The following is a 23,249-nucleotide window of genomic DNA, read 5'->3' on the forward strand; positions in this document are numbered from 1 at the left end:
CCGCGGGCTTCGCGGACGTGTGGGCAGCACGGACAGGGCCGGGCGGTCCGGACGGAAGGCCGGGCGACCCGTGACGTGGCCAGCCTGGAGGGACCCGCCGTTAAAGTCAACAGGAGTGAAGTTCAATCGGGCCGTACCCTGACGCCATGCCTGCCACGTCCCGCCGCCGCCCCGCCACGCGCAAGGGCCGCCCGGTCCTCACCCGCGAGAGCATCGCCGCCAAGGCGCTGGAGATGGCCGGGGCCCGGGGATTCGGCTCCCTCACGATGCGCGCTCTCGCCGCCGAACTCGGCGTGACCGTACGGGCGTTGTACAACTACGTGGAGGATCGCCAGGACGTCGTCCACCTGGCCGTGGACACCTTGCTGACCTCGTGGAACCCGCCCCCGCTGCACGCCGCGACCTGGGAGACCTCCGTCGCCGACTACGCCGGTTCCCTGCGTGCGCTGTACCGCCGCTGGCCCCGGGCCCTGCTGGTCTCCCTGGAGGAGGACACGCCCCCGGCCTCGGTCCATCCCAACCGCCTGCTCAACCTGGACCGTTTCCTCCGGCTCCTGCGGGACGTGGGCCTGGACATGCCCGCGGCGCTCGCGGCGCACCGCCAACTCTCGCTGCTGGTCCTGTCCTTCGTCCTCGTGGTCGACGGACCGGCGGACCGCGCGGGTGACAGCCCCGACCGGGCCGGGCTCGTCCCCGACGCCTGGCTCGCCGGCCACGCCGACCTGGACATCCCCACCCTCCGGGAGGCCGCCGCGCTGCCGCTTCCCACCCCCGACGAGCAGTTCGACGAGCTCGTCTCGGCCGTCGTCGACCGGATCCGCGGCGACCTCAGAGCCGGCTGACGACCCGTCGTTCCGGGCCGGGCTCCCGGTGGATGGGCTCCGCTCCCCCGGTCAGCGGCAGGCCCGTGCCGCCCCGCCGGGCCGCGACGATCTCCGCCGCGATGGACAGGGCCGTCTCCTCCGGCGTACGGGCTCCGAGGTCCAGGCCGATGGGCGACCGCAGCCGCTCCAGCTCGGCATCCCCGAGGCCGGCCTCGCGCAGCCGCCGGGCCCGGTCCTCGTGGGTGCGGCGCGACCCCATCGCCCCGACGAACGCGGCGGGCATCCGCAGCGCCTCCGTGAGCAGCGGCACGTCGAACCGGGCCTCGTGCGTGAGGACGCACAGCACGGTACGGGCGTCGGTGCGGGTGCGCCGCAGATAGCGGTGGGGCCAGTCGACGACGACCTCGTCGGCCTCGGGGAACCGGGCGGGCGTGGCGAAGACGGGCCGGGCGTCGCACACCGTCACATGGTGGCCCAGGAACTTGCCGGCCCGGACCAGCGCGGCGGCGAAGTCGACCGCACCGAAGACGATCATGCGGGGCGGCGGGACGCTGGTCTCGACGAGCAGGGTGAGTCCGCCGGGGCAGTACGAGCCGTCCTCGGAGAGGGCGACGGTGCCGGTGCGGCCGGTGTCCAGCAGGGCCGAGGCCTCGGCCGCCGCCGTACGGTCCAGCTCCGGGTGGCTGCCGAGCCCGCCCTCGTGGGAGCCGTCGGCGCGGACGAGCAGGGCCCGCCCCAGGAATCCGTCGGGGCCGTCCACCACCCGGGCGAGGGCCGCCGCCTCGCCGGACACCGCGGCGGACAGCGCGGCCCGCAGCACCGCACGCTCCGGTGCGCCGGACCGTACCGGCGTGACCATGATGTCCAGGACGCCGCCGCAGGTCAGACCGACGGCGAAGGCGTCCTCGTCGCTGTAGCCGAAGCTCTCACGCATACTCTCGCCGGTGGCGAGGGCCTGCGCGCACAGCTCGTAGACCGCGCCCTCCACACAGCCGCCGGAGACCGAGCCGATCACGGTTCCCTCGCTGTCGACGGCGAGGGCCGCCCCCGGCCCGCGCGGCGCGCTGCCGCCGACGGAGACGACGGTGGCGACCGCGAACTCCCGGCCCTCCGTCATCCATCGGTGCAGCTCACCGGCGATGTCAAGCATCCGCCGCTCCCCCGGCGGGCTCCGGCACCGTCGCGGCGAGGACCCGGTCGGGGCGGATCGGCAGATTCCGGTGGCGTACGCCGGTGGCGTGCCAGACCGCGTTGGCGACGGCCGCCGCCGCGCCCACGATGCCGATCTCCCCGACGCCCTTGATGCCGACCGGGTCGTCCGGGTCGTGGTCGTCCACCCAGTCCACCTCGATGGCGGGGGTGTCGGCGTGCGTGGCGACGTGGTAGCCCGCGAGGTCGGGGGCGTAGTGGCCGCCGGTGTTGCGGTCGCGGACCGCCTCCTCGTGCAGGGCCATGGAGATGCCCCAGGTCATCCCGCCGACGAGCTGGTTGCGGGCGGTGAGGGGGTTGACGATCCGGCCCGCCGCGAAGATGCCCAGCATGCGGCGCACCCGGATCTCGCCGGTGGCGGTGTCCACGGCGACCTCGGCGAACTGCGCGCCGAACGAGTGGCGTTCCTTCCGCGCGAGCGCCCCGAGGGCCTCCGTGGTGTCGGACCGTACGGTGATCCCCTCCGGCGGGATCGACGTGGCCATCGCGAGCCGCTCCCGCAGTTCGGCGGCGGCCGCCGTGACCGCCCAGGCCCAGGAGCGGGTGCCCATGGATCCGCCGGCGATCATCGCGGGGCCGAAGTCGCTGTCGCCGATGCGGACCCGGACCTGTTCGGGTGCGGTCTCCAGCGCATCGGCGGCGATCAGGGTGAGCGCGGTGCGGGCTCCGGTGCCGATGTCGGCGGCGGTGATCCGTACGGTGAAGGAGCCGTCCGCCTCCGCCGTGACCAGGGCCGTCGAGGGGGCGGCCCCGGCGCCGAAGGAGGCCGCCGCCGTGCCGGTGCCCAGCAGCCAGCGTCCTTCCCGCCGGATACCGGGGCGCGGGTCGCGGTCCGCCCAGCCGAACCTGCGGGCCCCTTCGCGGAAGCAGGCGGCGAGGTTGTTGCTGCTGAACGGGAGCCCCGAGACGGGCCCGACGTCCGGCTCGTTGCGCAGGCGCAGTTCGATCGGGTCGATGCCGCCGCGTTCGGCGAGTTCGTCGAGGGCCGCCTCGATCGCGAAGGATCCCGGGGCCTCACCCGGTGCCCGCATCCAGGTCGGGGACGGCACGTCGAGCCGGACGACGTGGTTGGCGGTGCGGTGGGCGTCGGCGTCGTACAGCACCCGGGCGACGCCGGCGCTGGGCTCGACGAACTCGTACACCGTGGACGTCTGGTTCAGCGAGCGGTGCTCCAGGGCCAGCAGCCGGCCGTCGGGGGCCGCGCCGAGCCTGACCCGCTGGGTGGTGGGGCTGCGGTAGCCGCCCAGCGAGAACGTCTGACGCCGAGTCAGGACCACGCGTACCGGGCGTTGCAGGGCGGTGGCGGCCATCACGGCGGACACCTGGTGGGCGCGCAGCCCCTTGCTGCCGAAGCCGCCGCCGATGTGCTCGGAGCGCACCCGCACCGAGGAGGCGTCGAGCGAGAACATCGTGGCCAGTTCGCCCTGGACCCAGCCGGCGCCCTGGTTGGAGTCGACGACCTCCAGCCGGCCGCCCTCCCACCGGGCGGTCGCCGCGTGCGGCTCCATCATGCTGTGCTGCTCTTCGGGGGTGGTGTACTCCGCGTCCACCACGAAGGCGGAGGCGGCCAGTTGAGCATCCAGGTCGCCCTTCTCCGTCTCGGCGGGCATATGGCCGGCGGCGGCATAGGCGCCGGGGTGCTCCGCGTGCAGCGCGGTGTCGTGCGGTTCGCTGTCGTACGTCACGACGAGCGCTTCGGCCGCCTCCCTGGCCTCCTCGGGGGTCTCGGCGACGACCAGGGCCACCGGCCAGCCGGCGAACGGCACCCGGTCGTTCTGGAAGACGGCGCAGGTCGGGTCGGGCGGGGTGCCGAGCATGCCAACGTAATCGGTGTGCAGGCGGGGGGCGTTGCCGTGGTGGAGCACGGTGAGCACGCCCGGCATGGCGAGGACCGGGGCGGTCTCCACATCCAGGATCCGGCCACGGGTGACGGTGGACAGCACGAGCCAGCCGTGGGCCAGGTCCGCGAAGGGGATCTCGCCCGCGTAGCGTGCCGCGCCGGTGACCTTCTCGCGGCCCTCGATACGGGTACGGGCGGTGCCGACGGCTCCGCGGAGCGCCGAGGGGCCCGGGGTGGTGGTCGTCATCGGGTGTCCTCCCCGGCGAGTTCGGTCAGGACGGAGACCACGAGATTGCGCATGAGGGTCACCTTGTATCCGTTGTGGGGCAGCGGCCGGGCGGCGGCCAGCTCGGCGTCCGCGGCGGCGGCGAAGGTCGCGCCGTCGGCCGGTGCGCCGGTCAGGACGGCCTCGGCCGCGCGGGCACGCCAGGGGCGGGAGGCGACGGCCCCGAGGGCCAGGCGCGCTTCGCGTACGCGGCCGTCCTCGATGGCGAGTGCGGCGGCGACGGAGCCGATGGCGAAGGCGTACGAGGCGCGCTCGCGCACCTTGCGGTAGCGGGAGCGGGCGGCGACGGGCGCGGCGGGCAGGGTCACGTGGGTGATCAGCGCGCCGGGCGGCAGGGCGGTCTCCCGGTGCGGGGTGTCGCCGACGGGGAGGTAGAAGTCGGTGATCGGGACTTCGCCGGGTCCGTCGGCGCTCTCGTAGGAGACGACGGCGTCGAGGGCGGTGAGGGCCACCCCCATGTCGGAGGGGTGCACGGCCACGCAGTGGTCGGATGCCCCGAGGACCGCGTGGTTGTGGTGCTCGCCCGCGACGGCGGGGCAACCGCTGCCCGGGGCCCGCTTGTTGCAGGGCTGGGAGAGGTCGGTGAAGTAGCCGCAGCGGGTGCGCTGGAGGAGGTTGCCGCCGACGGTGGCCATGTTGCGCAGCTGCCCGGAGGCTCCGGCCAGCAGGGCCTGGGTCAACGCCGGGTAGTGGCGGCGGACTTCGGGGTGGACGGCGAGGTCGCTGTTGGTGACGGTCGCGCCGATGCGCAGGCCGCCGTCCGCCGTGGGTTCGATCCGGTCCAGGGGGAGTTCGCGGACGTCGACGAGGAGGGCGGGGCGTTCCACGCCGGTCTTCATCAGGTCGACGAGGTTGGTGCCGCCGCCGAGATACCGCGCGTCCGGGTCGGCGGCGAGGAGGGTGACCGCGCCGGTGATGTCGTGGGCGCGCTGATAGCCGAATTCCCTCATGCGGCGGCCTCCTCGGCGGCGTCTTTCCCGGCCGCGTGTCCCTCTGCGGCGTGCTTCCCGGCCGTGCTTCCCTCGGCGGCGTACTCCCCGGCGGCGCGGGCGACGGCCTGGACGATCGAGACGTAGGCGCCGCAGCGGCACAGGTTGCCGCTCATCCGCTCGCGGATCTCCTCGGGCGTCAGCGGTGGCGGCCCCGCCTCGGGAGCCGGGTCGTCGGTGACGGCGCTCGGCCAGCCGGCCGCGTGTTCCTCGATGACGGCGATGGCCGAGCAGACCTGGCCGGGCGTGCAGTAGCCGCACTGGTAGCCGTCGAGGTCGAGGAAGGCCTGCTGGACGGGGTGCAGTTCGTCGGCATCGGCCACGCCTTCGATGGTGGTGATCTCGCGGCCCTCGGCCGCGACCGCGAGGCTCAGGCAGGAGACGACGCGCCGCTGGTCGACCAGGACCGTGCAGGCGCCGCACTGCCCTTGGTCGCAGCCCTTCTTGGTGCCGGTGAGGTCGAGGCGCTCGCGCAGGGCGTCGAGGAGGGTGGTGCGGTGGTCGATGGGCAGGTGGTGCTTCTCGCCGTTGATGTTCAGGGTGATCGCACTGGACGTCGATGAGGGCGCTGGGGCCATGTTCAGCCTTCTCTGGTGTCGGGTGACGAGGAGAACCCGGGCCTCGGTCGGGCGACCGCGGGCCCCGGCCGGGAGTAAGGTAGCCCTAACCGGACCACTGTCCGCTTACCCGGAAAACGTAACGGACAGCTGTCCGGTTAACAAGGATGGGTTTCGGCCACGCCCCCCGAGTCCGGCCACCCCCCGAGGAGGATCCGTGTCCCAGCAGCCGAAGAAGGACACCGCCCTGCGTTCGGACGCCCAGCGCAACCGCGAGCGCATCCTGCGCGTGGCCACGGTCGAACTGACGCTGCGCGCGGACGCCCCGCTGAGCGCGATCGCCAAGAAGGCGGGGGTCGGGCAGGGCACGTTCTACCGCAACTTCCCCCACCGGGAGGCGCTGGTCCTGGAGGTCTACCGCTACGAGATGCAGCAGGTCGCCGACGCGGCGTGCGAGTTGCTGCGGTCCCGCCCGCCGGAGAGGGCCCTGCGCGAGTGGATGGACCGCCTCGCCCGCTTCGCGATGACGAAGGCGGGCCTCGCGGACGCGATCCGGCTGGTGACCAGCGCGCCGGGGGGACCCGCCCGGCCCGGCCCCACCCCGGTCATGGAGGCGGCCGGAACCCTGCTCCGCGCCTGCGAGGACGCCGGCGCCATCCGCTCCGGGGTGACGCCCGACGACTTCTTCCTCGCGATCGCCGGTCTCTGGCAGATCGATCCGCACGAGGACTGGGAGCCGAGGGCCGGCCGGCTCCTGGATCTCGTCATGGACGGGCTGCGTACGGGGGCGCCCGGCCGGTGACCGGACCGCCCGCCGCCGATGTCGGCGGGGCGTGTGATGATGCCCCGTGCAGCGCTCGGACCTGGGGAGGGGCCGGCGCGGAAACAGCGACGGGAGCGGTGAGTTGAGCAAGGGTGGGGCGTCCGTACCGGACGAGGAGTGGGAGCGGTTCCTGAGGGAGTCCGAGGCCGGCAGCCCGGGCGCGCCCGAGGAGCCGTCGGCGCGGGTTCGGATGGTGACCCGGCGGCTCCAGGAGGAGCCCGAACCGCCGCGGGGGTGGCGGACGCATCAGCCGCCCCGGCCCCGGCGCGGCAAGGGCTGGTACGCGGTCGGCCTCGCGGTCGTCGTGGTCCTGCTGGTCGCCGTGGCCGTCGCCCCCGGCCGGATCGTCGGCTGGTTCGACGGCGGGGACGCGGTGGACACCCTTCCCCTCGCCGCGGAGTCGGAGCGCCCGGGCGGGCCGCCCGCCCAGGAGGGGGACGGCGCGCTTCCCACCCCGGAGGAACCATTCGCCGGGTCCCCGGCGGCCCGGTGGGCCGACGGCGCGGCGGGCATCCATCTGCCCGCGCCGCGCGCGACCGGCTGGATGAGCGAGGCGGAGGTCGGCACGGCGCTGGACCGCACCCGGGACTTCCTAGTCGCCTCCGGCCTCGACCCCGAAGTGCTGCGCGGCGAGCGGCCCACGAAGGCCATGGCGCTCATCAACCCGCACCAGGCGGACGTACAGGACTACCTGAAGAAGGCGTTCCGCGCGCCCGACCGCGAGAACGACCCCCTTCTGCTGTTCAGCCGCTTCCGGTCCGCCGATGTGCGGCCGGTCGGGGACGTGGTCAAGGCGCGCGGCCGGGTCACCTTCCGGGAGGGCGAGAAGGGCGCGGTGGAGGTCTCCACCGACGTCACCTATGTCTACCCGGTCATGCGCGCCTCGGGCGACGACGAGGTCGCGCGTACCATCGTGCGCCGCGAGGTGGTGATGAGCTGGGACGACCCGGAGAAGATCGTGATCGAGCCGGGGACGTTCTCCCTCGTCTCCTACAAGGTGGACACCACCAACGGCGGTTGCGACACCCACACCGGCTATCTCATCCCCGCCTTCCTCGCCGACCGCACCACCGCCGACGGTGGCGACGGCCCGGCGGTCGACCCGTACGACCGGAGCACGCCGATCGAGGAGCGGATCCGGGAGGGCGACGGCGAGGGCTGCGACGTCGCGACCCGCTCGTGAGCGCCGCCCGCTCCTGACGAAGTGCCCTCCACGGCCTCCCCGCCACCAATCCGGCGATCGCCCGGCGCCGAATAGGTGGTGAGGGCCGCGGACACTGCCGCTCTCTCCCGCGAGAGGCGGTGCGCCATGGTCACCCTGATCCTGATCGGTCTGCTGGGCGGGCTGATCACCGCGGTCTCCCCCTGCATCCTGCCCGTGCTGCCGGTGGTGTTCCTGGCGGGCGGCACCGGCAGGGGCCAGGACGCGGGAAAGCCGGCCCGGTCCCCCGGCGGAACCGAAGTCGGCGGTGGGGCGGCAGACGAGCGCGGGAGCGGCGGAACGGCCGACGGAGCCGTGGCGACCGCGCCCCCGGCCGCGCCCGCTCGCGTGCCGCGCAACCGGCGTCCGTACGCCGTGGTCGCCGGGCTCGTCGTCAGCTTCGCGTTCTTCACCCTGCTCGGGGTGACGATCATCTCCGCCCTCGGCCTGCCGCAGGACATCCTGCGCTACGTCGGTCTGGGGCTGCTCGTCCTCATCGGCCTGGGCCTGATCTTCCCGCCCGTCGAGCGCCTGCTGGAGAAGCCCTTCGCCCGTCTCCCCCAGCGCCAGGTCAACAAGGAGGGCAGCGCCTTCGCCCTCGGCCTGGGCCTCGGTCTGCTGTACGTACCCTGTGCCGGCCCTGTGCTGGCGGCGATCACCATCGCGGGCGCCCGGGGCGAGATCAGCTCCGACATCGTGGTGCTGACCCTGTCGTTCGCCGTCGGCACCGCCGTGCCGCTGCTCGTCTTCGCCCTGGCCGGGCGCAGGGTCGCCGACCGGGTCGCCGCGTTCCGCCGCCGCGCCCGCGGGCTGCGGATCGCCGCGGGCTGCCTGATGATCGCTCTCGCGCTGGGCCTGGCCCTCGACGTGACGGCGGCGATCCAGCGGTCGCTGCCCGACTACACCTCCGGTGTGCAGAAGAAGATCGAGGACAGCGACGCCGCGCGGCAGCAGTTGTCCGGTCTGTACGACAACTCCAACAAGGAGCTCTCCCGCTGCGAGGACGGCGCGGACGAACTCCGCTCCTGCGGGAAGGCCCCGGCGCTGGAGGGCATCGACTCCTGGTTCAACACCCCCGGCGACCGGCCCGTGGATCTGAAGAGCCTGCGCGGCAAGGTCACCCTGGTCGACTTCTGGACGTACTCCTGCATCAACTGCCAGCGCGCGGTGCCGCATCTGCGGGACTGGGAGCGCGCCTACCGGGATGCCGGAGTGCGCATCATCGGGGTGCACTCCCCCGAGTTCGCCTTCGAGAAGAAGCGGAGCAATGTCGTCGCCGGGGCGGAGAAGCTCGGCGTGGACTGGCCCGTCGCTCTCGACAACGACCTCACCACCTGGGACAACTACCGCAACCGCTTCTGGCCCGCCAAGTATCTGATCGACGCCGAGGGCACCGTCCGGTACTTCAAGTTCGGCGAGGGCGAGTACGACAAGACCGAGAAGATGATCCGCGAACTGCTCCGACAGGCCGACCCCACGGTCACCCTCCCGGAGCCCACCGGCCGCGCCATGGACGACCTGGCCGCCGACCGGACGCCCGAGACCTATCTGAGCAACCTGCGCATCCGCGGATACGTCGGCACGCCTCTGGTGGACGACAGGCCGACCGCCTATCGCTTCCCGAAGGGTTCTCTCCCGGTCAACAAGCTGTCGCTGGACGGCACATGGACGGCAGGGTACGAGCAGTTCACTGCGGGGAAGGACGCCAAGCTGGCCTTCACCTACCGCGCGAAGAACGCCAACCTCGTTCTCGCGGGCACCGGGAAGGTCACCGTCCTCGTGAACGGCGAGGCGACCAAGACCATCAGCGTGACCGGGTCGCCGACGCTGTACCGCCTCACCGATGACAAGGACGCCCGTACCGCACGCCTCGAACTGCGCGTGGACGAAGGCATCCAGGCCTACGTCTTCACCTTCGGGTGAGCCTCCGGGGCCGGTTCCGCGACCGCCCACAGCTCGGCGAACCGGTCCAGCAGACCGGCGGCCGTCGCCACGTCGTCCGTCAACGGCCGGTCGGCCGACTCCGCGTCGAGCACCGAGGACGCCAGTCCGAAGGCGCGGCCGACGGGCAGTTCCGGGTCGAGGCGCAGCTCCCGCTGGCGCAACGCCCTTACGGCCGCGACGAGTTCGCAGCCCACGACGAGCCGGAACGCCTCGCACGCCCGCAGGGTCTGCCGCGCCGCCAGCGAAGCGAAGCTGGCCTGCTCCTCGACGCCCCGCGAGAGCACGGCGTGCCCGAGCGAGGCGGGCGCGGAGTAGGCCCGCAGGTCGCCGAGGGCCGCCCCGGCCGCGTATTCGAGGATCATCACGCCCGAGGACGCGGGCTCGCCGTCCGCGAGGAAGGGGCGCAGCCGGGTGAAGCCCGGTTCGTTGAGGGTCGAGAGGCGGGAGGTGGAGAGCCGCGCCACCTGGGTGACCGCCAGCCTGAAGTGGTCGAGTGACAGGGCGAGTTGGGCGAGGTAGAAGCCGCCGTGGTGGTAGGCGGCCATGTCGTCGGCGGAGATCAGGGGGTTCTCGGCGGCCGCGTTGATCTCGACTTCGAGGACCCCTTCGAGCGCGTCGGCCGCGTCGTGCGCGGGGCCGTGGATCTGCGGCAGACAGCGGAAGCCGTACGGGTCCTGGATCCGGCCGAGCGGGGGCGTCGGGCGGTCGGCGGCGCCGAGCAGCAGCCGCATCCGCTCCGCGACCGCGGACGAACCGGCGTGCCGCCGCGCCTCGTGGACGGGCAGCGCGTAGGCCTCGTAGCTGCCGTCGATCGCCATCAGGGAGAGGGCCGCCACCACCTGGGTGGCGCCGATCAGGGCGCGCAGTTCGTGCAGGGCGAGGGCGGACTGGCCGAGGGTGAGGGCGTTGCTGCTGATCAGGGCGAGGGCGTCGTTGTTGTCGAGCGGCTGCGGTTCGGGGGCGGCGCCCGCCCCCTGCCAGGGGTGTTCGCCCGCGAGCGCGAGGCCCATCTGCGCGAGCGCCGCGATGTCGCCGGTGCCGACCGAGCCGAGGGCGTTGACCTTCGGGTGGGCGCCCGACTCCAGGGCGTCGCAGAGCGCGGTGACGACGGTCGGGCGCAGCCCGGCACCGCCCGCGAGGAGCTGGTTGGCGCGGACGGCGAGCATGGCGCGGACCTGCCGCGCCGGAAGCTCCTCGCCGATCGCTCCGGCGTGGCTGCGCAGCAGGCGCAGTCCGTGGTCGGCGGCCGCCTCGGTGGGCACGGACTCATTCCGGTTCGCCCCGACGCCGGTGGAGCGGCCGTAGACGCGACCCCATGAGGCGATTTCCCGCGCAGCGTCCCACGAGGCTTCGACACGTTTCATGCCCTCGGCCGCCGGGACGGGCCTGGCCATGGATTCGGCCATGCGTACGACATCTGGGACCATCAGGCGGCGGCCGTCGAGGATGACGACCGCATCGTTGCCATCGGCCACTCTGTCCGCGATATGAGACGACATCAGGTGCATTTCCTCCCCTGTCGGACGATCCGTCTTGCCCTGCGGCCGCCCGTAACCAGGGATTTACGCCCGGGTGGCGACGACCTATTGACAATCTATTCAGCCACCGAGAACTCTGCATGATGATATGCAGCCGGGCAAGGGACTCCTCATGATCCAATTCGACAAGGCCCACAAGCGCTTCCCGAACGGCACGACCGCGGTGCACGACCTCACGCTCGACCTGCCGGAAGGGGGCGTGACCGTCCTCGTCGGATCTTCCGGTTGCGGCAAGACGACCACGCTCCGCATGATCAACCGGATGGTCGAGCCGACCTCCGGAACAATCCGGGTGGGCGGCAAGGACGTCCTGGAGCAGGACGCCGCCGAGCTGCGCCGCTCCATCGGTTACGTGATCCAGCAGGCCGGGCTCTTCCCGCACCGCACCGTCCTGGACAACATCGCGACCGTACCGCTGCTGCTGGGCTGGGGCCGCGGGAAGGCGCGGGCGCGGGCGGCGGAGCTGCTGGAGACGGTCGGCCTCGCCGCCGACGCGGCCAAGCGCTACCCGCACCAGCTCTCGGGCGGTCAGCAGCAGCGCGTCGGGGTCGCCCGCGCGCTCGCCGCGGACCCGCCGGTCCTCCTGATGGACGAGCCCTTCGGCGCGGTCGACCCGGTGGTCCGCACCCAGCTCCAGGACGAACTGCTCCGCCTCCAGAGGGAGTTGAACAAGACCATCGTCTTCGTCACGCACGACATCGACGAGGCCGTCCGGCTCGGGGACCGGATAGCCGTCTTCCGTACCGGCGGCCATCTCGTCCAGTGCGCTTCCCCCGCCGAGCTGCTGGCCCGCCCGGCGGACGCGTTCGTCGCGGACTTCCTGGGCGCCGAGCGCGGTCTGAAGCTGCTGTCGCTCACGACGCTCGAAGAGGTCACCCAGGGCCCCGCGCCCGAAGGCGCCCGCTGGCAGCTGACCCTGGACGCCGGCCGCAGGCCACTGGCCTGGCGCGACAGCGAGAGCAAGGACGCGGCGGAGATACCCGTCCGACCCTTGCGGGACAGCGACTCGCTGCTCTCCGCGCTCAACGAGTCGATCGCCGCGCCGAGCGGCCTGGTCGCCCGGGTCGACGCGGACGGCGTCCTCACCGGCGTCACCTCACGCGAGGACATCCACGCCCACGCCGGCCGGGTGCACAGCGCGGCGAGCACGGTGGCGGCATGAGCGTCGACTGGTCGTGGATAGCCGACCACACGGACGACCTCACCACCCTGACGCTCTCCCACCTCCAGGCCGCACTGACCGCCGTCCTCCTCGGCCTGCTGATCTCGCTCCCCCTGGCCGTGCTGGCCCACCGGGTGCGCCGACTGCGCGGGCTGCTCCTCGGGCTGTCGAACGTCCTGTTCACCATCCCGTCCATCGCGGTGTTCGTGCTCCTCCTCCCGGTCAGCGGGCTGACCCGCACCACCACCGTCATCGGCCTGACGATCTACACGCTCGTCGTGCTCCTGCGAAACACCGTCGAGGGCCTGGACTCCGTGCCCGCCCGGACGAAGGAGGCCGCGAAGGCCATGGGCACCCGGCCGCTGCGCACCCTGCTCACCGTCGAACTCCCCCTCGCCCTGCCCGTGATCATGGCAGGGGTGCGGATCGCGACCGTGATGGCGATCTCCCTGGTCTCCGTGGCCACGTACATCGGCGACGGCGGGCTCGGCCAGCTGTTCACCGACGGGTTCCAGCGCAACTTCCCCACCCCCGTCATCGTCGGCGTCGTCCTGACCCTGCTCCTGGCGCTCGCCGCGGACGCGCTGCTCGTCACCCTCCAGTACGTCCTGACGCCGTGGACCCGCCGGCAGAAGCAGGGGGCCTGACCTCATGTACGAACTCCTCAAGGGCCTCGGCTCCTGGCTGGTCGGCAGCGAGCAGTGGACCGGCTCCGACGGCATCGGCCACCGGCTCACCGAGCACCTCCAGTACTCGCTGCTCGCCACGCTCGTCGCGGCCGCCATCGCCCTGCCGATCGGGCTGCTCATCGGACACACCGGGCGCGGCGCGTTCGTCGCGATCAACCTGTCGAGCTTCGGCCGGGCGCTGCCCACCGTCGGTCTCGTGGTCCTCGTCTTCCTCGCCAGCGGTCTGTCGATGTGGCCGGTCTACATCGCTCTGGTGGCGCTCGCGGTCCCGTCCATCGTGACCAACACGTACGCCGGGATGACGGCGGTCGACCCGGAGGTGCGGGACGCGGCGCGCGGCCAGGGGATGCGCTGGTACCAGGTGCTCTTCCAGGTCGAACTGCCCCTGGCGCTCCCCCTGATCATGACCGGGCTGCGGCTCGCGCTCATCCAGGTCGTCGCGACGGCGACCATCGCCGCGTACGTCTCCTTCGGCGGGCTCGGCCGGTACGTCTTCGACGGGCTCGCCCAGCGCGACCTCGTGCAGGTCCTCGGCGGGGCCGTGCTCGTGGCGCTCGTCGCCGTCGTCCTCGACCTCGCGCTCTCCGCCCTCCAGCGCTTCCTGTTCCGCCACCGCCCCGCCCCGCAGTCCTAGGAGTCGGCCCCTCATGACCCGTACGAACCGCGAAAGCCGCGTGACCCGCATGAACCCCATGAACCGCAGGGCTCTCCTCGGCGGGCTCTTCGCCGCCGCCACCGTCCCCGCGCTCGCCGCGTGCAGCAGCGGCATCACCTCGCTCGAAGGAGACGGGGCCGGGGGCGGTGGCGGCGGCTCCAGCAAGGGCGGCGTCACCATCGGCACCGCCAACTTCACCGAGAACCAGGTCCTCGGGTACCTCTACGCCGCCGCCCTCGAAGCGGCCGGGGTGAAGACCACCGTCCGCCCGAACCTCGGCACCCGCGAGATCCTCATCCCCGCGCTCAAGGGCGGCGACATCGATCTGCTGCCGGAGTACCAGGGCGCGCTGCTGCACTACCTCGACACCAAGGCGACGGCCACCGAGGAGGGCACGATGCAGAACGCCCTCGCGATGCTCCTGCCGCGCGGCCTGCAGATCCTCCCGTACGGCGAGGCGGAGAACGCCGACGCCTTCGCGGTGACCAGGGAGACCGCCGACGAGTACGGCCTGAAGTCCCTGGCCGACCTGGCGAAGCACAACGGCAAGCTCGTCATCGGCGCGGCCCCCGAGGTCAAGAAGCGCACGGTGGGCTCGGTGGGCCTCAAGGAGGTGTACGACGTCGAGTTCAAGGAGTTCAAGTCCCTCGACTCCTCCGGCCCGTTGGTCAAGGGAGCCCTGAAGAAGGGCGATGTGGACGTGGCGAACCTGTTCACCACCGACACCGACATCGCCGCCGAGGGCTGGGTGGTCCTCACCGACCCGAAGAACCTCATCCCCGGTCAGCACGTCGTCCCGCTGATCGCCGACCGCAAGGCCGACTCGACGGTCCGCAAGGCGCTCGCCCGGCTCGGGTCCGTGCTGACGACGAAGGACCTCACCGAGCTGAACCGCCTGGTGGACAAGGACCGGAAGGACCCCGAGGACGTCGCGTACGACTGGGCGGCGGAGCACGGCATCAAGAAGTAGCCGCGTCCGGTCCGGAGCCGGCGGGCCGGAGGAACAGCACCACACCACCGAGAGACCAGGGAGCCGCAGCATGGCAGCCGAAGACCTGGTGGAGCGCCGCTCCATCGACGTCGTCCCGGACGACGAACGGCACGGGACCGCGTTCAGTCAGTTCACCCTCTGGCTCGGCGCCAACCTCCAGATCACGGCGGTGGTCACGGGCGCGCTGGCCGTCGTCTCCGGCGGTGACGTGGTGTGGTCGGTCGTCGGCCTGCTGCTGGGCAATCTGCTCGGCGGCGCGGTCATGGCGCTGCACTCCGCGCAGGGCCCGAAGCTGGGTCTGCCCCAGATGATCCAGTCCCGGGCCCAGTTCGGGGTGAAGGGCGCGGTCGTCCCGCTGTTGCTGGTCATCCTCATGTACGTGGGGTTCTTCGCGAGCGGCAGCGTGCTGGCGGGCCAGGCAACGGCCCGGCTCATGCACACGGACGACACGGCCGGCATCGTCGTCTTCGCGGTGGTCACAGCCGTCATGGCGGCGGTCGGCTACCGGATCATCCACGCCCTGGGACGGGTGGCGAGCGTGATCTGCGCCCTGGCCTTCGTCTATCTGGGCATCCGCCTGCTGGACCGGGTCGACCTCTCGGCGCTGCTCGGCGACGCGCACTTCGATCTGCCGATGTTCCTGCTGGCGGTGTCGCTGTCGGCGTCCTGGCAGCTGGCCTTCGGACCGTACGTCGCGGACTACTCGCGCTATCTGCCGCGTACGACGTCGGGGCGGTCCACGTTCTGGTGGACGCTGTCGGGGTCGGCCATCGGCTCGCAGTGGTCGATGACGTTCGGGGTGCTCGTGGCGGCGACCGCCGGGGAGGCCTTTCTCACGGACCAGGTCGGCTATGTGGTCGGCCTCGGCGGCGCGGGGCTGATCGCGTCGTTCCTCTACTTCGTGATCGCGCTGGGCAAACTGACCATCAACGTGCTGAACACCTACGGCGGGTTCATGTCGATGGTGACGAGCATCAGCGGATTCCGGGGTCAGCGGACGCTGTCGCAGCGCGGCCGGACGGTGTACATCGGGCTCATCATGGTGGCGGGGACCGCATTGGCGCTGCTGGGCAAGGACAGCTTCCTGACGTCGTTCAAGGACTTCCTGCTGTTCCTGCTGACGTTCTTCACCCCGTGGTCGGCGATCAACCTGGTCGACTACTACCTGATCTCACGGGAGCGGTACGACATCCCCGCGCTCTCCGACCCCCGGGGCCGGTACGGCGCCTGGCGCTGGGACGCGCTCACCGTCTACGGGATCGGCATCCTCGCCCAACTCCCTTTCCTGGTGACGCACTTCTACACGGGCCCCCTGGTGGAACCGCTGGGCGGCGCGGACGTCTCCTGGATCGTGGGCCTCATCGTCCCGGCGACCCTTTACTGGCTGCTGGCCCGCCGCGACACCCGGCACATCCCCGAGGAGACGGTCTACGTCCTCGCCTCACCGCGCGAGCGGTGAGAGAACGGCGCGCACAGCGGGCGGGGCCCGACGCGTGATGCGTCGGGCCCCGCCCGCTGTGCCTACGGCGCGAGGGATCAGACGCGACGGTGGCGGCCGTAGTACTCACCCGTCGTGCGGTGGAAGTCCGCGTCGCCGACGTGCTTGTCCTTGTCGAACTCCGGGGAGTCCTTGATCTGGTCCTTGGTGAGGTCGACGTAGATCTTCTTGTCGCCGTTGTCGACGCGGCTCACCGTGCCCGCCGGAAGCAGGACGTGCTTGCCGAAGATCCATACGCCGGTGTCGACGACCAGGTACGAGGACGTGACGTCATCGGAGTGCTTGTCGACCTTGCCGATGCTGCCGTCCGTGGCCTCGACCTTGTAGCCGATCAGGTCGGTGCCGACGGTGTGACCGGCGGTCGGCTGGTATCCCCACAGGTTCTCGGACATAGGAAACTCCTTCGTTCGCACGGAAATACATGAGGTATTCGAAGCGGTCGGCGGACGGTTGCCGGCGCCGGTTGGTCGTTGTCCGGGCGGGCTTTCCTTTTCCTCATCGACCGCTGACAGCCTCGTGCCCCTCCCTTTCCGCCCTATGTCCCAGAAATCGGTAGTTTTTCCATGGGTTCCGGGGGAACTCGGCGGGCTCGTGCTCTCAGCCCAGCAGCGCCGCGACGGCGATGAGCGCAGGGACCGACAGCAGCGTGGACAGCAGGATGGAGTCCCGCGCGAACCGTTCGGCGACCCGGTAGTGCGAGGCGTACGTGAAGAGGTTCTGGGCGGCCGGGAGGGCCGCGATCACGACGACGTCGAGCAGGGCCTCGCCCCGCAGGTGGAAGAGGCCCGCGCCGACGGCCCAGGCGACGAGCGGCTGGGCGACGGTCTTCAGCAGGGCGGACAGGTACAGCGCGCCCCGGTCCTCCCCGCGGCCGGGCCGCTCGGCGCCGCGCAGGGATATGCCGAAGGCGAGGAGGACCGCGGGGACCGACATGTTGCCGATGAGGACGAGCGGTTCGAGCAGCGGGCCGGGCAGGGTCAGACCGGATGCCGCCACCGCCACGCCGGACAGCGATCCGATCGCCATGGGGTTGCGCAGGGGGGTGGTCAGCCGCCGGAGGACCGAGCCCCGCTCCCCGGGGCGGCTGAGGTCGAGGACGGTCAGGGCCAGCGGGGTCATCACGATCTGCTGGAGCAGCAGGACCGGCGCGACGAGCGAGGCGTCGCCGAGGACGTAGACGGCGATCGGGATGCCGAGGTTCCCGGCGTTGACGTAGCTGGAGCACAGGGCGCCGATCGTGACCCGTCCGGCGTCCCAGCGCAGGAACGGCCCGGCCACCGCGATGAACACGACGGCCGCCGCGCCGGTGGCGATGGCGGTGACCAGCAGACGCTGCGACAGGACGACGGACAGGTCGGCGCCGGCGAGCATCGTGAAGAGCAGGGCCGGGGTCGCGACGTTGAAGGCGAGCCGGGTCAGCACGGTCCGGCCGTCCTGCCCCAGGTAACCGCGGCGCCCTATGACGTACCCGACGGCGATGACGGTGGCGATCACCGTGAATCCGGTGAGAACTCCCTGCATGTCTTCCTTGCGGGTGGATCAGGTGCGGTGGGCGCCCGCCGGGTGGAACGGCTGGTCAGGTGCGTGCCGGGACAGCGTCTCAGACCGGTGGCCGCGGTCCTTCGGCGGGGCGCGACCGGTCGCGCATGACGCGCCGAGCCCCGGGCCGGGGGCGTCCGGCTATCTGTCCCGGCCGCTCGGCCCAAGCCCGTTCTCACCCGTTCGGTCCACCGCCGGGACCGCCCACCAGCCGCCCTGTTCCCCCCGATATGCCCCTTTCGCCGAATCGTCTTAGCCTGCTGACACTGCTCGGATAGTCGACAGCCGGCACGGTCGGCGGAGGGCGAGCTTCCATGGCTGAGCTACGCAAGAAGTCCGGACTGGTCGGCGAGTTGTCGGCCGAGTTCGCGGGCACGATGATCCTGATCCTCTTCGGCTGCGGTGTCGTGGCCCAGGTGGCGGCGGGCGGAGCCCTCACGGATCCGCCCGGCGGGCTCGGGGACCACGACAGCATCGCCTGGGCGTGGGGGCTGGGCGTCACGCTCGGCGTCTATGTCGCGGCGCGGCTGAGCGGGGCCCATCTCAACCCCGCGGTAACCCTGGCGCTGGCCGCCTTCAAGGGGTTCCCGTGGAAGAAGGTCGCCCCCTACGCGGTGGCGCAGACGGCCGGGGCGTTCGTGGCCGCGCTGATCGTCCGCTGGAACTACAGCGAGGCGCTGGCGAAGGCCGACCCCGGGCACACCATCAAGACGCAGGGGGTGTTCTCCACCCTGCCCGCCAACGGCAACCCGGCGTTGCCGGTGCACGAGTGGGGCGCGTTCCGCGACCAGATCATCGGCACCGCCATCCTGCTGCTGCTGATCCTGGCCATCACCGACATGCTCAACACCCCGCCCGGCTCGAACATGGGCCCGTTCATCATCGGCCTGGTCGTGGTCGCGATCGGGATGGCGTGGGGAACGAACGCCGGGTACGCGATCAACCCGGCCCGTGACTTCGGCCCCCGGCTGGCGAGCTTCCTCACCGGTTACGGCGGGGCGTGGCGGGACCAGTACGGGAATCTCTACTTCTGGGTGCCCATCATCGGCCCGCTGCTCGGCGGCCTGTTGGGCGCGGGGCTCTACAAGTTCCTCGTCGGACGCTTCCTGCCGTCCGCGGAGCCCGAACCGCCGGGTCGCGTCCCGGCGTCCCAAGACTGAACCACAGCGCCCGGAGAGGCAGCACATCATGGCGGACTTCATCGGCGCGGTGGACCAGGGGACCACCAGCACCCGATTCATGATCTTCGATCACGGCGGCAACGAGGTCGCCAAGCACCAGCTGGAGCACGAGCAGATCCTGCCGCGCTCCGGCTGGGTGGAGCACGATCCCGTGGAGATCTGGGAGCGCACCAACTCGGTGATCCAGAACGCCCTGCGGCACGGCGGTCTGTCGCCGACCGACCTGGTGTCGATCGGGATCACCAACCAGCGGGAGACCACGGTGGTCTGGGATCCGCGCAACGGGCGGCCCTACTACAACGCCATCGTCTGGCAGGACACCCGTACGGACGTCATCGCCGCGAACCTGGAGCGTTCGGGGAAGGGCGAGGTCATCCGCCGCAAGGCCGGGCTGCCGCCGGCCACGTACTTCTCCGGCGGCAAGATCCAGTGGATCCTGGAGAACGTCGACGGCGTACGGGAGGCGGCCGAGGCCGGTCACGCGATCTTCGGCAACACGGACGCCTGGGTCCTGTGGAACCTGACCGGCGGTCCGAACGGCGGCATCCACGCCACCGACGTGACCAACGCGAGCCGCACCATGCTGATGAACCTGGAGACCCTCGACTGGGACGAGGAACTCCTGGACTTCTTCGGCATCCCCCGGGCGATGCTCCCGAAGATCAACCCCTCGTCGCACCCGGAGGCCTACGGCTCCACGCGCACCTCCCGGCCGCTGAGCGCCGCCATTCCCATCGGCGGCGTCCTCGGCGACCAGCAGGCGGCCACCGTCGGCCAGGTCTGCTTCTCCCCCGGCGAGGCCAAGAACACCTACGGGACCGGTAACTTCCTGGTGCTCAACACCGGTGCCGAGCTGGTCCGTTCGGAGAACGGCCTGCTCACCACGGTGGCGTACCAGTTCGGCGACGAACCGGTGGTCTACGCCCTGGAGGGGTCCATCGCGGTCACCGGATCCGCGGTGCAGTGGCTGCGCGACCAGATGAAGATCATCAAGTCGGCGCCGGAGAGCGAGGAGCTGGCCCGCAGCGTCCAGGACAACGGCGGGATGTATTTCGTGCCCGCGTTCTCCGGCCTGTTCGCGCCGTACTGGCGTTCCGACGCCCGCGGCGCGATCGTCGGCCTGGCCCGGTACAACGACAACGCCCACCTGGCGCGGGCCACGCTGGAGGCCATCTGCTACCAGAGCCGCGATGTGGTCGAGGCGATGGAGCAGGACTCCGGGGTCCATCTCGACGTGCTCAAGGTCGACGGCGGCGTCACCGCCAACGACCTCTGCATGCAGATCCAGTCGGACGTCCTCGGCGTCGAGGTCAGCCGTCCCGTGGTCGCCGAGACGACCGCTCTCGGCGCCGCCTACGCGGCGGGGCTCGCGACCGGTTTCTGGCAGAACACCGACGAGCTGCGCGCCCAGTGGCACGAGTCGAAGCGCTGGTCGCCCCAGTGGTCCGAGAAGCAGCGCGCGGACGGCTACGCGGGCTGGAAGCGGGCGGTGGAGCGCACGCTCGACTGGGTGAAGGTGCCCTGACGCGCTCGCACAGGTCCTGACGCGCTCGCATAGGTTGGGCCGGTCCCTTTCGCCGTACCGACGAGGACCGGCCCATGCCCAGCAGCACCAGCATCCGTCTCATAGAGCCCGCCGACGCCGCCCCGATCGCCGCCCACCGGGTACGGGACGCCGAGGCGTTCCGCCCGTGGGAACCGGCCCAGCCGGACGACTTCTTCACCCCGGAGGGCCAGGCGGAGCGGATCGAGGGCCTGTTGGCGGGATACCGGGCCGGTACGGTCTGGCCGGGTGCGGTGCTCGCCGGCGACGAGGTGATCGGGCAGGTCACCGTCGGGGGCATCCTGCCGCAGCCGCATCTGCGCCGCGGCTCCGTCGGCTACTGGATCGCCTCGGTCGCCCAGAACCGGGGCCACGCCGGGAACGCCGTCGGGCTCGCCCTGCGGGTGATGCGGGAGGAGCTGGGCCTGCACCGCGCCGAGGCGTCCACCAATCTGGAGAACCTGCCCTCCCAACGGGTGCTGCGCCGCAACGGGTTCACCCCGTACGGCGTCGCGCACTCGGCGATCTTCCTCGACGGGGGCTGGCGGGACGGGCTGCTGTGGGAGCGGATCCTCGGCGACTGAGCGGACGGGGGCCGGTCGGGCAGCCGGCGGTCTAGAACCCCCGGCGTGACTCCCGTACCAGCAGCACCAGCAGATACGCTCCGCCGACGCACACGGTGACCGCGCCGGTCGGCAGCACCACGCCGGGGATCGCGTGCTGCGCCGCGATGTCCGCGCCGAGCAGCAGGAGCGCGCCGACGAGCGCCGAACCGGTGAGGTCGGCGGTGGATCCGCGGCCGGTGAGCCGGCGGGCGATCTGCGGCGCCGCCAGGGCCACGAAGACGATGGGGCCCGCTGCGGCCGTCACCGCGGCGGTCGCGGCCACGCCGAGGACCACCAGCAGCAGCTTCGTCCGTTCGACGGGGACGCCCAGCATCGCCGCCGTGTCGTCGCCCAGTTCGAGCCAGCGCATCCGGCGTTGCGCCACCGGGGCCATCAGGGCGACCGCCGCCACCAGGGCGGAGGACATCAGTACGGCGGGCCAGCCGATGGCGCTCAGCGAACCGGCGCCCCAGACGGCGGCCCGCAGCGCGGTGTCCACATCGGCCTTCACCGAGAACCAGGTGTTGACCGAGGACAGCAGCGCCCCGACCGCGATGCCCACGATGATGAGCCGGAAGCCCCGCACCCCCCGCCGGAACGCCAGCAGATACACGGCGAACGCGGTGAGGAGCCCGCCGGCGAGCGCGCCCGCCGCGAGGGCCGAGTAACTGCTCGCGCCCGCCAGCAGCATGAGGACGACACCGGTGTACGAGCCGGTGGTGAAGCCGATGACGTCAGGGCTGCCGAGCGGGTTGCGGGTCAGGGACTGGAAGACCGCGCCGCCCACGGCCAGGGCCGCCCCGAACACCATGGCGGCGACGATGCGCGGGGCCCGCCACTCCAGGACGACGGTGCGGACGCTGTTGCGGGCGGTGCCGGTCAGGACCGACATCAGGTCGCCGAGGCTCAGCGCGAAGCTGCCGAGGGTGAACGCCCACAGCGCCAGGGCGACCAGCGCGGCCGCCAGCAGTCCGCAGACGACGACCGAGCGTCGTGTCGCTTTCAGGCTCAGGGACCCGGCCCTGAGGACGATCGCCCCGCTCACAGCTCCTTCACCCGGCTTCCGCGCACCAGGAGGATCAGTACGGGAGCGCCGATGAGCGGCATCATGACACCGACCTGAAGTTCGGAGGGGATCACGATCAGCCGGCCCAGGACGTCGGCGACGAGGACGATCACCGGGGCGAGGACAGCGGAGAAGACGAGGATCCAGCGCCAGTCGGGACCGGTGAGCCACCGCACGGCGTGCGGCACCATGAGCCCGACGAACATCAGCGGGCCCGCCGCGGCCGTCGCCGCACCGCACAGCAGGGCCACCGCGACCACCACACCGCACCTCACAGCGCCGACCCGCAGCCCGAAGGATCGCCCCGCGTCGTCGCCGAGGGCCATCGCGTTGAGCGGGCGGGCGCAGAGGGCGGCGACCAGCAGTCCGGCCAGGACGAAGGGCAGGATGTCACCGGCGGTGCCCGTCGGGCGGTCGGTGATGGTGCCCGCCCCCCAGAACCGCATCCGGTCGAAGGTCTCCGTGTCGATCAGGGCGAGGGTCTGGGAGATGCCGACGAGGACCGCCGTGAAGGCGGTCCCGACGAGGGTGAGGCGCACCGGCGTCGGCCCGCCCCGCCCCCCGCTCGCGGCGAGGTAGACGAACGCCGATCCGACGACGGCGCCGACGAGGGCGAGGGGCAGGTACTGCTCGATGCGGGTGACGCCGAGGACGGCCACGCCCAGGGTGACGGCGAAGCCCGCACCGGCATTGACGCCGAGGACACCGGGGTCGGCGAGCGGATTGCGGGTGAGCGCCTGCATCAGCGCTCCCGCCACGCCCAGGGACATGCCGACGACGATGCCGAGCAGGGTGCGGTCCACCCGGGCGCCGCTGACCGTGGCGTGCGAGGCGGAGCCGTCGGGAGCGGTCAGCGCCTGCCACACCACGTCGAGCGGGAGCAGCGCCGAGCCGATCGCGACGCTGAGCAGCACCGCCACGAGGAGGGCGCCGACGGCGACGCCCAGGCCGATGAGCCGGCGCGTCCTTCGACGCGACGGCCTCGACGGTGCGGCCGGTGGTGGCGCGTCCTTCGTCGCGAGCGCCTGTGCCATCTGTTCTCCCTGAGCAACCCGCCACCCGGACAGGCCGGAGTGCCGTGCGTGATCGACGTACCTGTACTGCTGGAC

General features: G+C 72.0%; 21 protein-coding genes. 12 read left to right on the forward strand and 9 right to left on the reverse strand.

The window, feature by feature from the left end; translation table 11 throughout:
* The first annotated feature begins 146 nt into the window (after positions 1-146).
* The gene (locus tag IE134_RS12750) at positions 147-842 is read left to right on the forward strand and encodes a TetR/AcrR family transcriptional regulator (RefSeq protein ID WP_030714351.1); all 696 of its coding nucleotides are present in this window, start codon (positions 147-149) and stop codon (positions 840-842) included.
* On the opposite strand, the gene IE134_RS12755 is transcribed toward IE134_RS12750, so the two are convergent.
* The 4 genes from IE134_RS12755 to IE134_RS12770 are packed head-to-tail and all read right to left on the reverse strand — an operon-like array spanning position 829 to position 5,726.
* Positions 829-1,974, reverse strand: coding sequence for an XdhC family protein (locus IE134_RS12755; protein WP_030714354.1), 1,146 nt, complete (start codon positions 1,972-1,974; stop codon positions 829-831). The genes IE134_RS12750 and IE134_RS12755 overlap by 14 nt on opposite strands.
* Positions 1,967-4,120 (reverse strand): xanthine dehydrogenase family protein molybdopterin-binding subunit, encoded by a 2,154-nt coding sequence (locus IE134_RS12760; RefSeq protein ID WP_030714357.1) that lies wholly within the window; start codon positions 4,118-4,120, stop codon positions 1,967-1,969. Before IE134_RS12760 ends, IE134_RS12755 begins: the two co-directional genes overlap by 8 nt.
* Positions 4,117-5,109 (reverse strand): FAD binding domain-containing protein, encoded by a 993-nt coding sequence (locus IE134_RS12765; RefSeq protein ID WP_030714360.1) that lies wholly within the window; start codon positions 5,107-5,109, stop codon positions 4,117-4,119. The genes IE134_RS12760 and IE134_RS12765 overlap by 4 nt, the downstream gene beginning before the upstream one ends.
* Positions 5,106-5,726, reverse strand: a complete 621-nt coding sequence (locus tag IE134_RS12770) for a (2Fe-2S)-binding protein (RefSeq protein WP_098895661.1) — start codon at positions 5,724-5,726, stop codon at positions 5,106-5,108. The genes IE134_RS12765 and IE134_RS12770 overlap by 4 nt, the downstream gene beginning before the upstream one ends.
* A gap of 196 nt (positions 5,727-5,922) precedes the next feature.
* Between IE134_RS12770 and IE134_RS12775 the strand changes: the two genes are divergently transcribed.
* The 3 genes from IE134_RS12775 to IE134_RS12785 all read left to right on the forward strand — a co-directional run bounded on the left by IE134_RS12775 (position 5,923) and on the right by IE134_RS12785 (position 9,652).
* On the forward strand, positions 5,923-6,507 hold the full coding sequence (locus IE134_RS12775; RefSeq protein WP_030714373.1) for a TetR/AcrR family transcriptional regulator: 585 nt from the start codon (positions 5,923-5,925) through the stop codon (positions 6,505-6,507).
* A gap of 103 nt (positions 6,508-6,610) precedes the next feature.
* Positions 6,611-7,711, forward strand: a complete 1,101-nt coding sequence (locus tag IE134_RS12780; protein WP_189430511.1) for a hypothetical protein — start codon at positions 6,611-6,613, stop codon at positions 7,709-7,711.
* A 126-nt stretch (positions 7,712-7,837) separates the two neighbouring features.
* Positions 7,838-9,652, forward strand: a complete 1,815-nt coding sequence (locus IE134_RS12785; protein WP_189430513.1) for a cytochrome c biogenesis protein DipZ — start codon at positions 7,838-7,840, stop codon at positions 9,650-9,652.
* Here IE134_RS12785 and IE134_RS12790 read toward each other — a convergent pair.
* On the reverse strand, positions 9,631-11,172 hold the full coding sequence (locus tag IE134_RS12790; RefSeq protein WP_189430516.1) for an aromatic amino acid ammonia-lyase: 1,542 nt from the start codon (positions 11,170-11,172) through the stop codon (positions 9,631-9,633). The genes IE134_RS12785 and IE134_RS12790 overlap by 22 nt on opposite strands.
* Positions 11,173-11,323: 151 nt before the next feature.
* Between IE134_RS12790 and IE134_RS12795 the strand changes: the two genes are divergently transcribed.
* From IE134_RS12795 to IE134_RS12815, 5 genes are all read left to right on the forward strand, one after another.
* The gene (locus tag IE134_RS12795; protein WP_030714386.1) at positions 11,324-12,373 is read left to right on the forward strand and encodes an ABC transporter ATP-binding protein; all 1,050 of its coding nucleotides are present in this window, start codon (positions 11,324-11,326) and stop codon (positions 12,371-12,373) included.
* Positions 12,370-13,020 (forward strand): ABC transporter permease, encoded by a 651-nt coding sequence (locus tag IE134_RS12800; RefSeq protein ID WP_030714388.1) that lies wholly within the window; start codon positions 12,370-12,372, stop codon positions 13,018-13,020. Before IE134_RS12795 ends, IE134_RS12800 begins: the two co-directional genes overlap by 4 nt.
* Positions 13,021-13,024: 4 nt before the next feature.
* Entirely contained in the window at positions 13,025-13,696 is a 672-nt protein-coding gene (locus IE134_RS12805; protein ID WP_030714391.1) for an ABC transporter permease, read from the forward strand.
* Between the two features lie 58 nt (positions 13,697-13,754).
* Positions 13,755-14,687, forward strand: coding sequence for an ABC transporter substrate-binding protein (locus IE134_RS12810; RefSeq protein WP_189430666.1), 933 nt, complete (start codon positions 13,755-13,757; stop codon positions 14,685-14,687).
* 70 nt (positions 14,688-14,757) lie between these two features.
* Positions 14,758-16,167 (forward strand): purine-cytosine permease family protein, encoded by a 1,410-nt coding sequence (locus IE134_RS12815; RefSeq protein WP_189430519.1) that lies wholly within the window; start codon positions 14,758-14,760, stop codon positions 16,165-16,167.
* 77 nt (positions 16,168-16,244) lie between these two features.
* Here IE134_RS12815 and IE134_RS12820 read toward each other — a convergent pair whose 3' ends face one another.
* Together IE134_RS12820 and IE134_RS12825 are read right to left on the reverse strand one after the other, a co-directional pair.
* Entirely contained in the window at positions 16,245-16,598 is a 354-nt protein-coding gene (locus IE134_RS12820) for a PRC-barrel domain-containing protein (protein WP_030714396.1), read from the reverse strand.
* Positions 16,599-16,803: 205 nt separating this feature from the next.
* Positions 16,804-17,727, reverse strand: coding sequence for an AEC family transporter (locus IE134_RS12825; protein ID WP_089114349.1), 924 nt, complete (start codon positions 17,725-17,727; stop codon positions 16,804-16,806).
* A 332-nt stretch (positions 17,728-18,059) separates the two neighbouring features.
* On the opposite strand from IE134_RS12825, the gene IE134_RS12830 reads away from it, so the two are divergent.
* From IE134_RS12830 to IE134_RS12840, 3 genes are all read left to right on the forward strand, one after another.
* Positions 18,060-18,905 (forward strand): MIP/aquaporin family protein, encoded by an 846-nt coding sequence (locus IE134_RS12830; protein ID WP_030714401.1) that lies wholly within the window; start codon positions 18,060-18,062, stop codon positions 18,903-18,905.
* 28 nt (positions 18,906-18,933) lie between these two features.
* On the forward strand, positions 18,934-20,451 hold the full coding sequence (gene glpK / locus IE134_RS12835; RefSeq protein ID WP_030714405.1) for a glycerol kinase GlpK: 1,518 nt from the start codon (positions 18,934-18,936) through the stop codon (positions 20,449-20,451).
* 74 nt (positions 20,452-20,525) lie between these two features.
* Positions 20,526-21,053, forward strand: a complete 528-nt coding sequence (locus IE134_RS12840; protein WP_030714408.1) for a GNAT family N-acetyltransferase — start codon at positions 20,526-20,528, stop codon at positions 21,051-21,053.
* A 31-nt stretch (positions 21,054-21,084) separates the two neighbouring features.
* Here IE134_RS12840 and IE134_RS12845 read toward each other — a convergent pair whose 3' ends face one another.
* Both IE134_RS12845 and IE134_RS12850 read right to left on the reverse strand, forming a co-directional pair.
* Positions 21,085-22,119: a FecCD family ABC transporter permease gene (locus IE134_RS12845; protein WP_030714411.1), complete on the reverse strand. Its 1,035-nt coding sequence runs from the start codon at positions 22,117-22,119 to the stop codon at positions 21,085-21,087.
* Positions 22,116-23,174 carry an iron chelate uptake ABC transporter family permease subunit gene (locus IE134_RS12850; protein ID WP_030714413.1) on the reverse strand — a complete coding sequence of 353 codons (1,059 nt, stop codon included), beginning with the start codon at positions 23,172-23,174 and terminating at the stop codon, positions 22,116-22,118. The genes IE134_RS12845 and IE134_RS12850 overlap by 4 nt, the downstream gene beginning before the upstream one ends.
* Positions 23,175-23,249: the final 75 nt, after the last annotated feature.

This window comes from Streptomyces rubiginosohelvolus (genome assembly GCF_014649875.1).
Taxonomy (GTDB): domain Bacteria; phylum Actinomycetota; class Actinomycetes; order Streptomycetales; family Streptomycetaceae; genus Streptomyces; species Streptomyces rubiginosohelvolus.

Excerpts from the sequence above, each read along its gene's own strand:
- IE134_RS12820 (WP_030714396.1), bottom strand. The coding sequence starts at position 16,598 with ATGTCCGAGAACCTGTGGGGATACCAGCCGACCGCCGGTCACACCGTC.
- IE134_RS12750 (WP_030714351.1), top strand. The coding sequence starts at position 147 with ATGCCTGCCACGTCCCGCCGCCGCCCCGCCACGCGCAAGGGCCGCCCG.
- IE134_RS12825 (WP_089114349.1), bottom strand. The coding sequence starts at position 17,727 with ATGCAGGGAGTTCTCACCGGATTCACGGTGATCGCCACCGTCATCGCC.
- IE134_RS12810 (WP_189430666.1), top strand. The coding sequence starts at position 13,755 with ATGAACCGCAGGGCTCTCCTCGGCGGGCTCTTCGCCGCCGCCACCGTC.
- IE134_RS12850 (WP_030714413.1), bottom strand. The coding sequence starts at position 23,174 with ATGGCACAGGCGCTCGCGACGAAGGACGCGCCACCACCGGCCGCACCG.
- IE134_RS12790 (WP_189430516.1), bottom strand. The coding sequence starts at position 11,172 with ATGTCGTCTCATATCGCGGACAGAGTGGCCGATGGCAACGATGCGGTC.
- glpK (WP_030714405.1), top strand. The coding sequence starts at position 18,934 with ATGGCGGACTTCATCGGCGCGGTGGACCAGGGGACCACCAGCACCCGA.
- IE134_RS12830 (WP_030714401.1), top strand. The coding sequence starts at position 18,060 with ATGGCTGAGCTACGCAAGAAGTCCGGACTGGTCGGCGAGTTGTCGGCC.
- IE134_RS12800 (WP_030714388.1), top strand. The coding sequence starts at position 12,370 with ATGAGCGTCGACTGGTCGTGGATAGCCGACCACACGGACGACCTCACC.
- IE134_RS12815 (WP_189430519.1), top strand. The coding sequence starts at position 14,758 with ATGGCAGCCGAAGACCTGGTGGAGCGCCGCTCCATCGACGTCGTCCCG.
- IE134_RS12785 (WP_189430513.1), top strand. The coding sequence starts at position 7,838 with ATGGTCACCCTGATCCTGATCGGTCTGCTGGGCGGGCTGATCACCGCG.
- IE134_RS12755 (WP_030714354.1), bottom strand. The coding sequence starts at position 1,974 with ATGCTTGACATCGCCGGTGAGCTGCACCGATGGATGACGGAGGGCCGG.
- IE134_RS12760 (WP_030714357.1), bottom strand. The coding sequence starts at position 4,120 with ATGACGACCACCACCCCGGGCCCCTCGGCGCTCCGCGGAGCCGTCGGC.
- IE134_RS12805 (WP_030714391.1), top strand. The coding sequence starts at position 13,025 with ATGTACGAACTCCTCAAGGGCCTCGGCTCCTGGCTGGTCGGCAGCGAG.
- IE134_RS12770 (WP_098895661.1), bottom strand. The coding sequence starts at position 5,726 with ATGGCCCCAGCGCCCTCATCGACGTCCAGTGCGATCACCCTGAACATC.
- IE134_RS12840 (WP_030714408.1), top strand. The coding sequence starts at position 20,526 with ATGCCCAGCAGCACCAGCATCCGTCTCATAGAGCCCGCCGACGCCGCC.
- IE134_RS12765 (WP_030714360.1), bottom strand. The coding sequence starts at position 5,109 with ATGAGGGAATTCGGCTATCAGCGCGCCCACGACATCACCGGCGCGGTC.
- IE134_RS12795 (WP_030714386.1), top strand. The coding sequence starts at position 11,324 with ATGATCCAATTCGACAAGGCCCACAAGCGCTTCCCGAACGGCACGACC.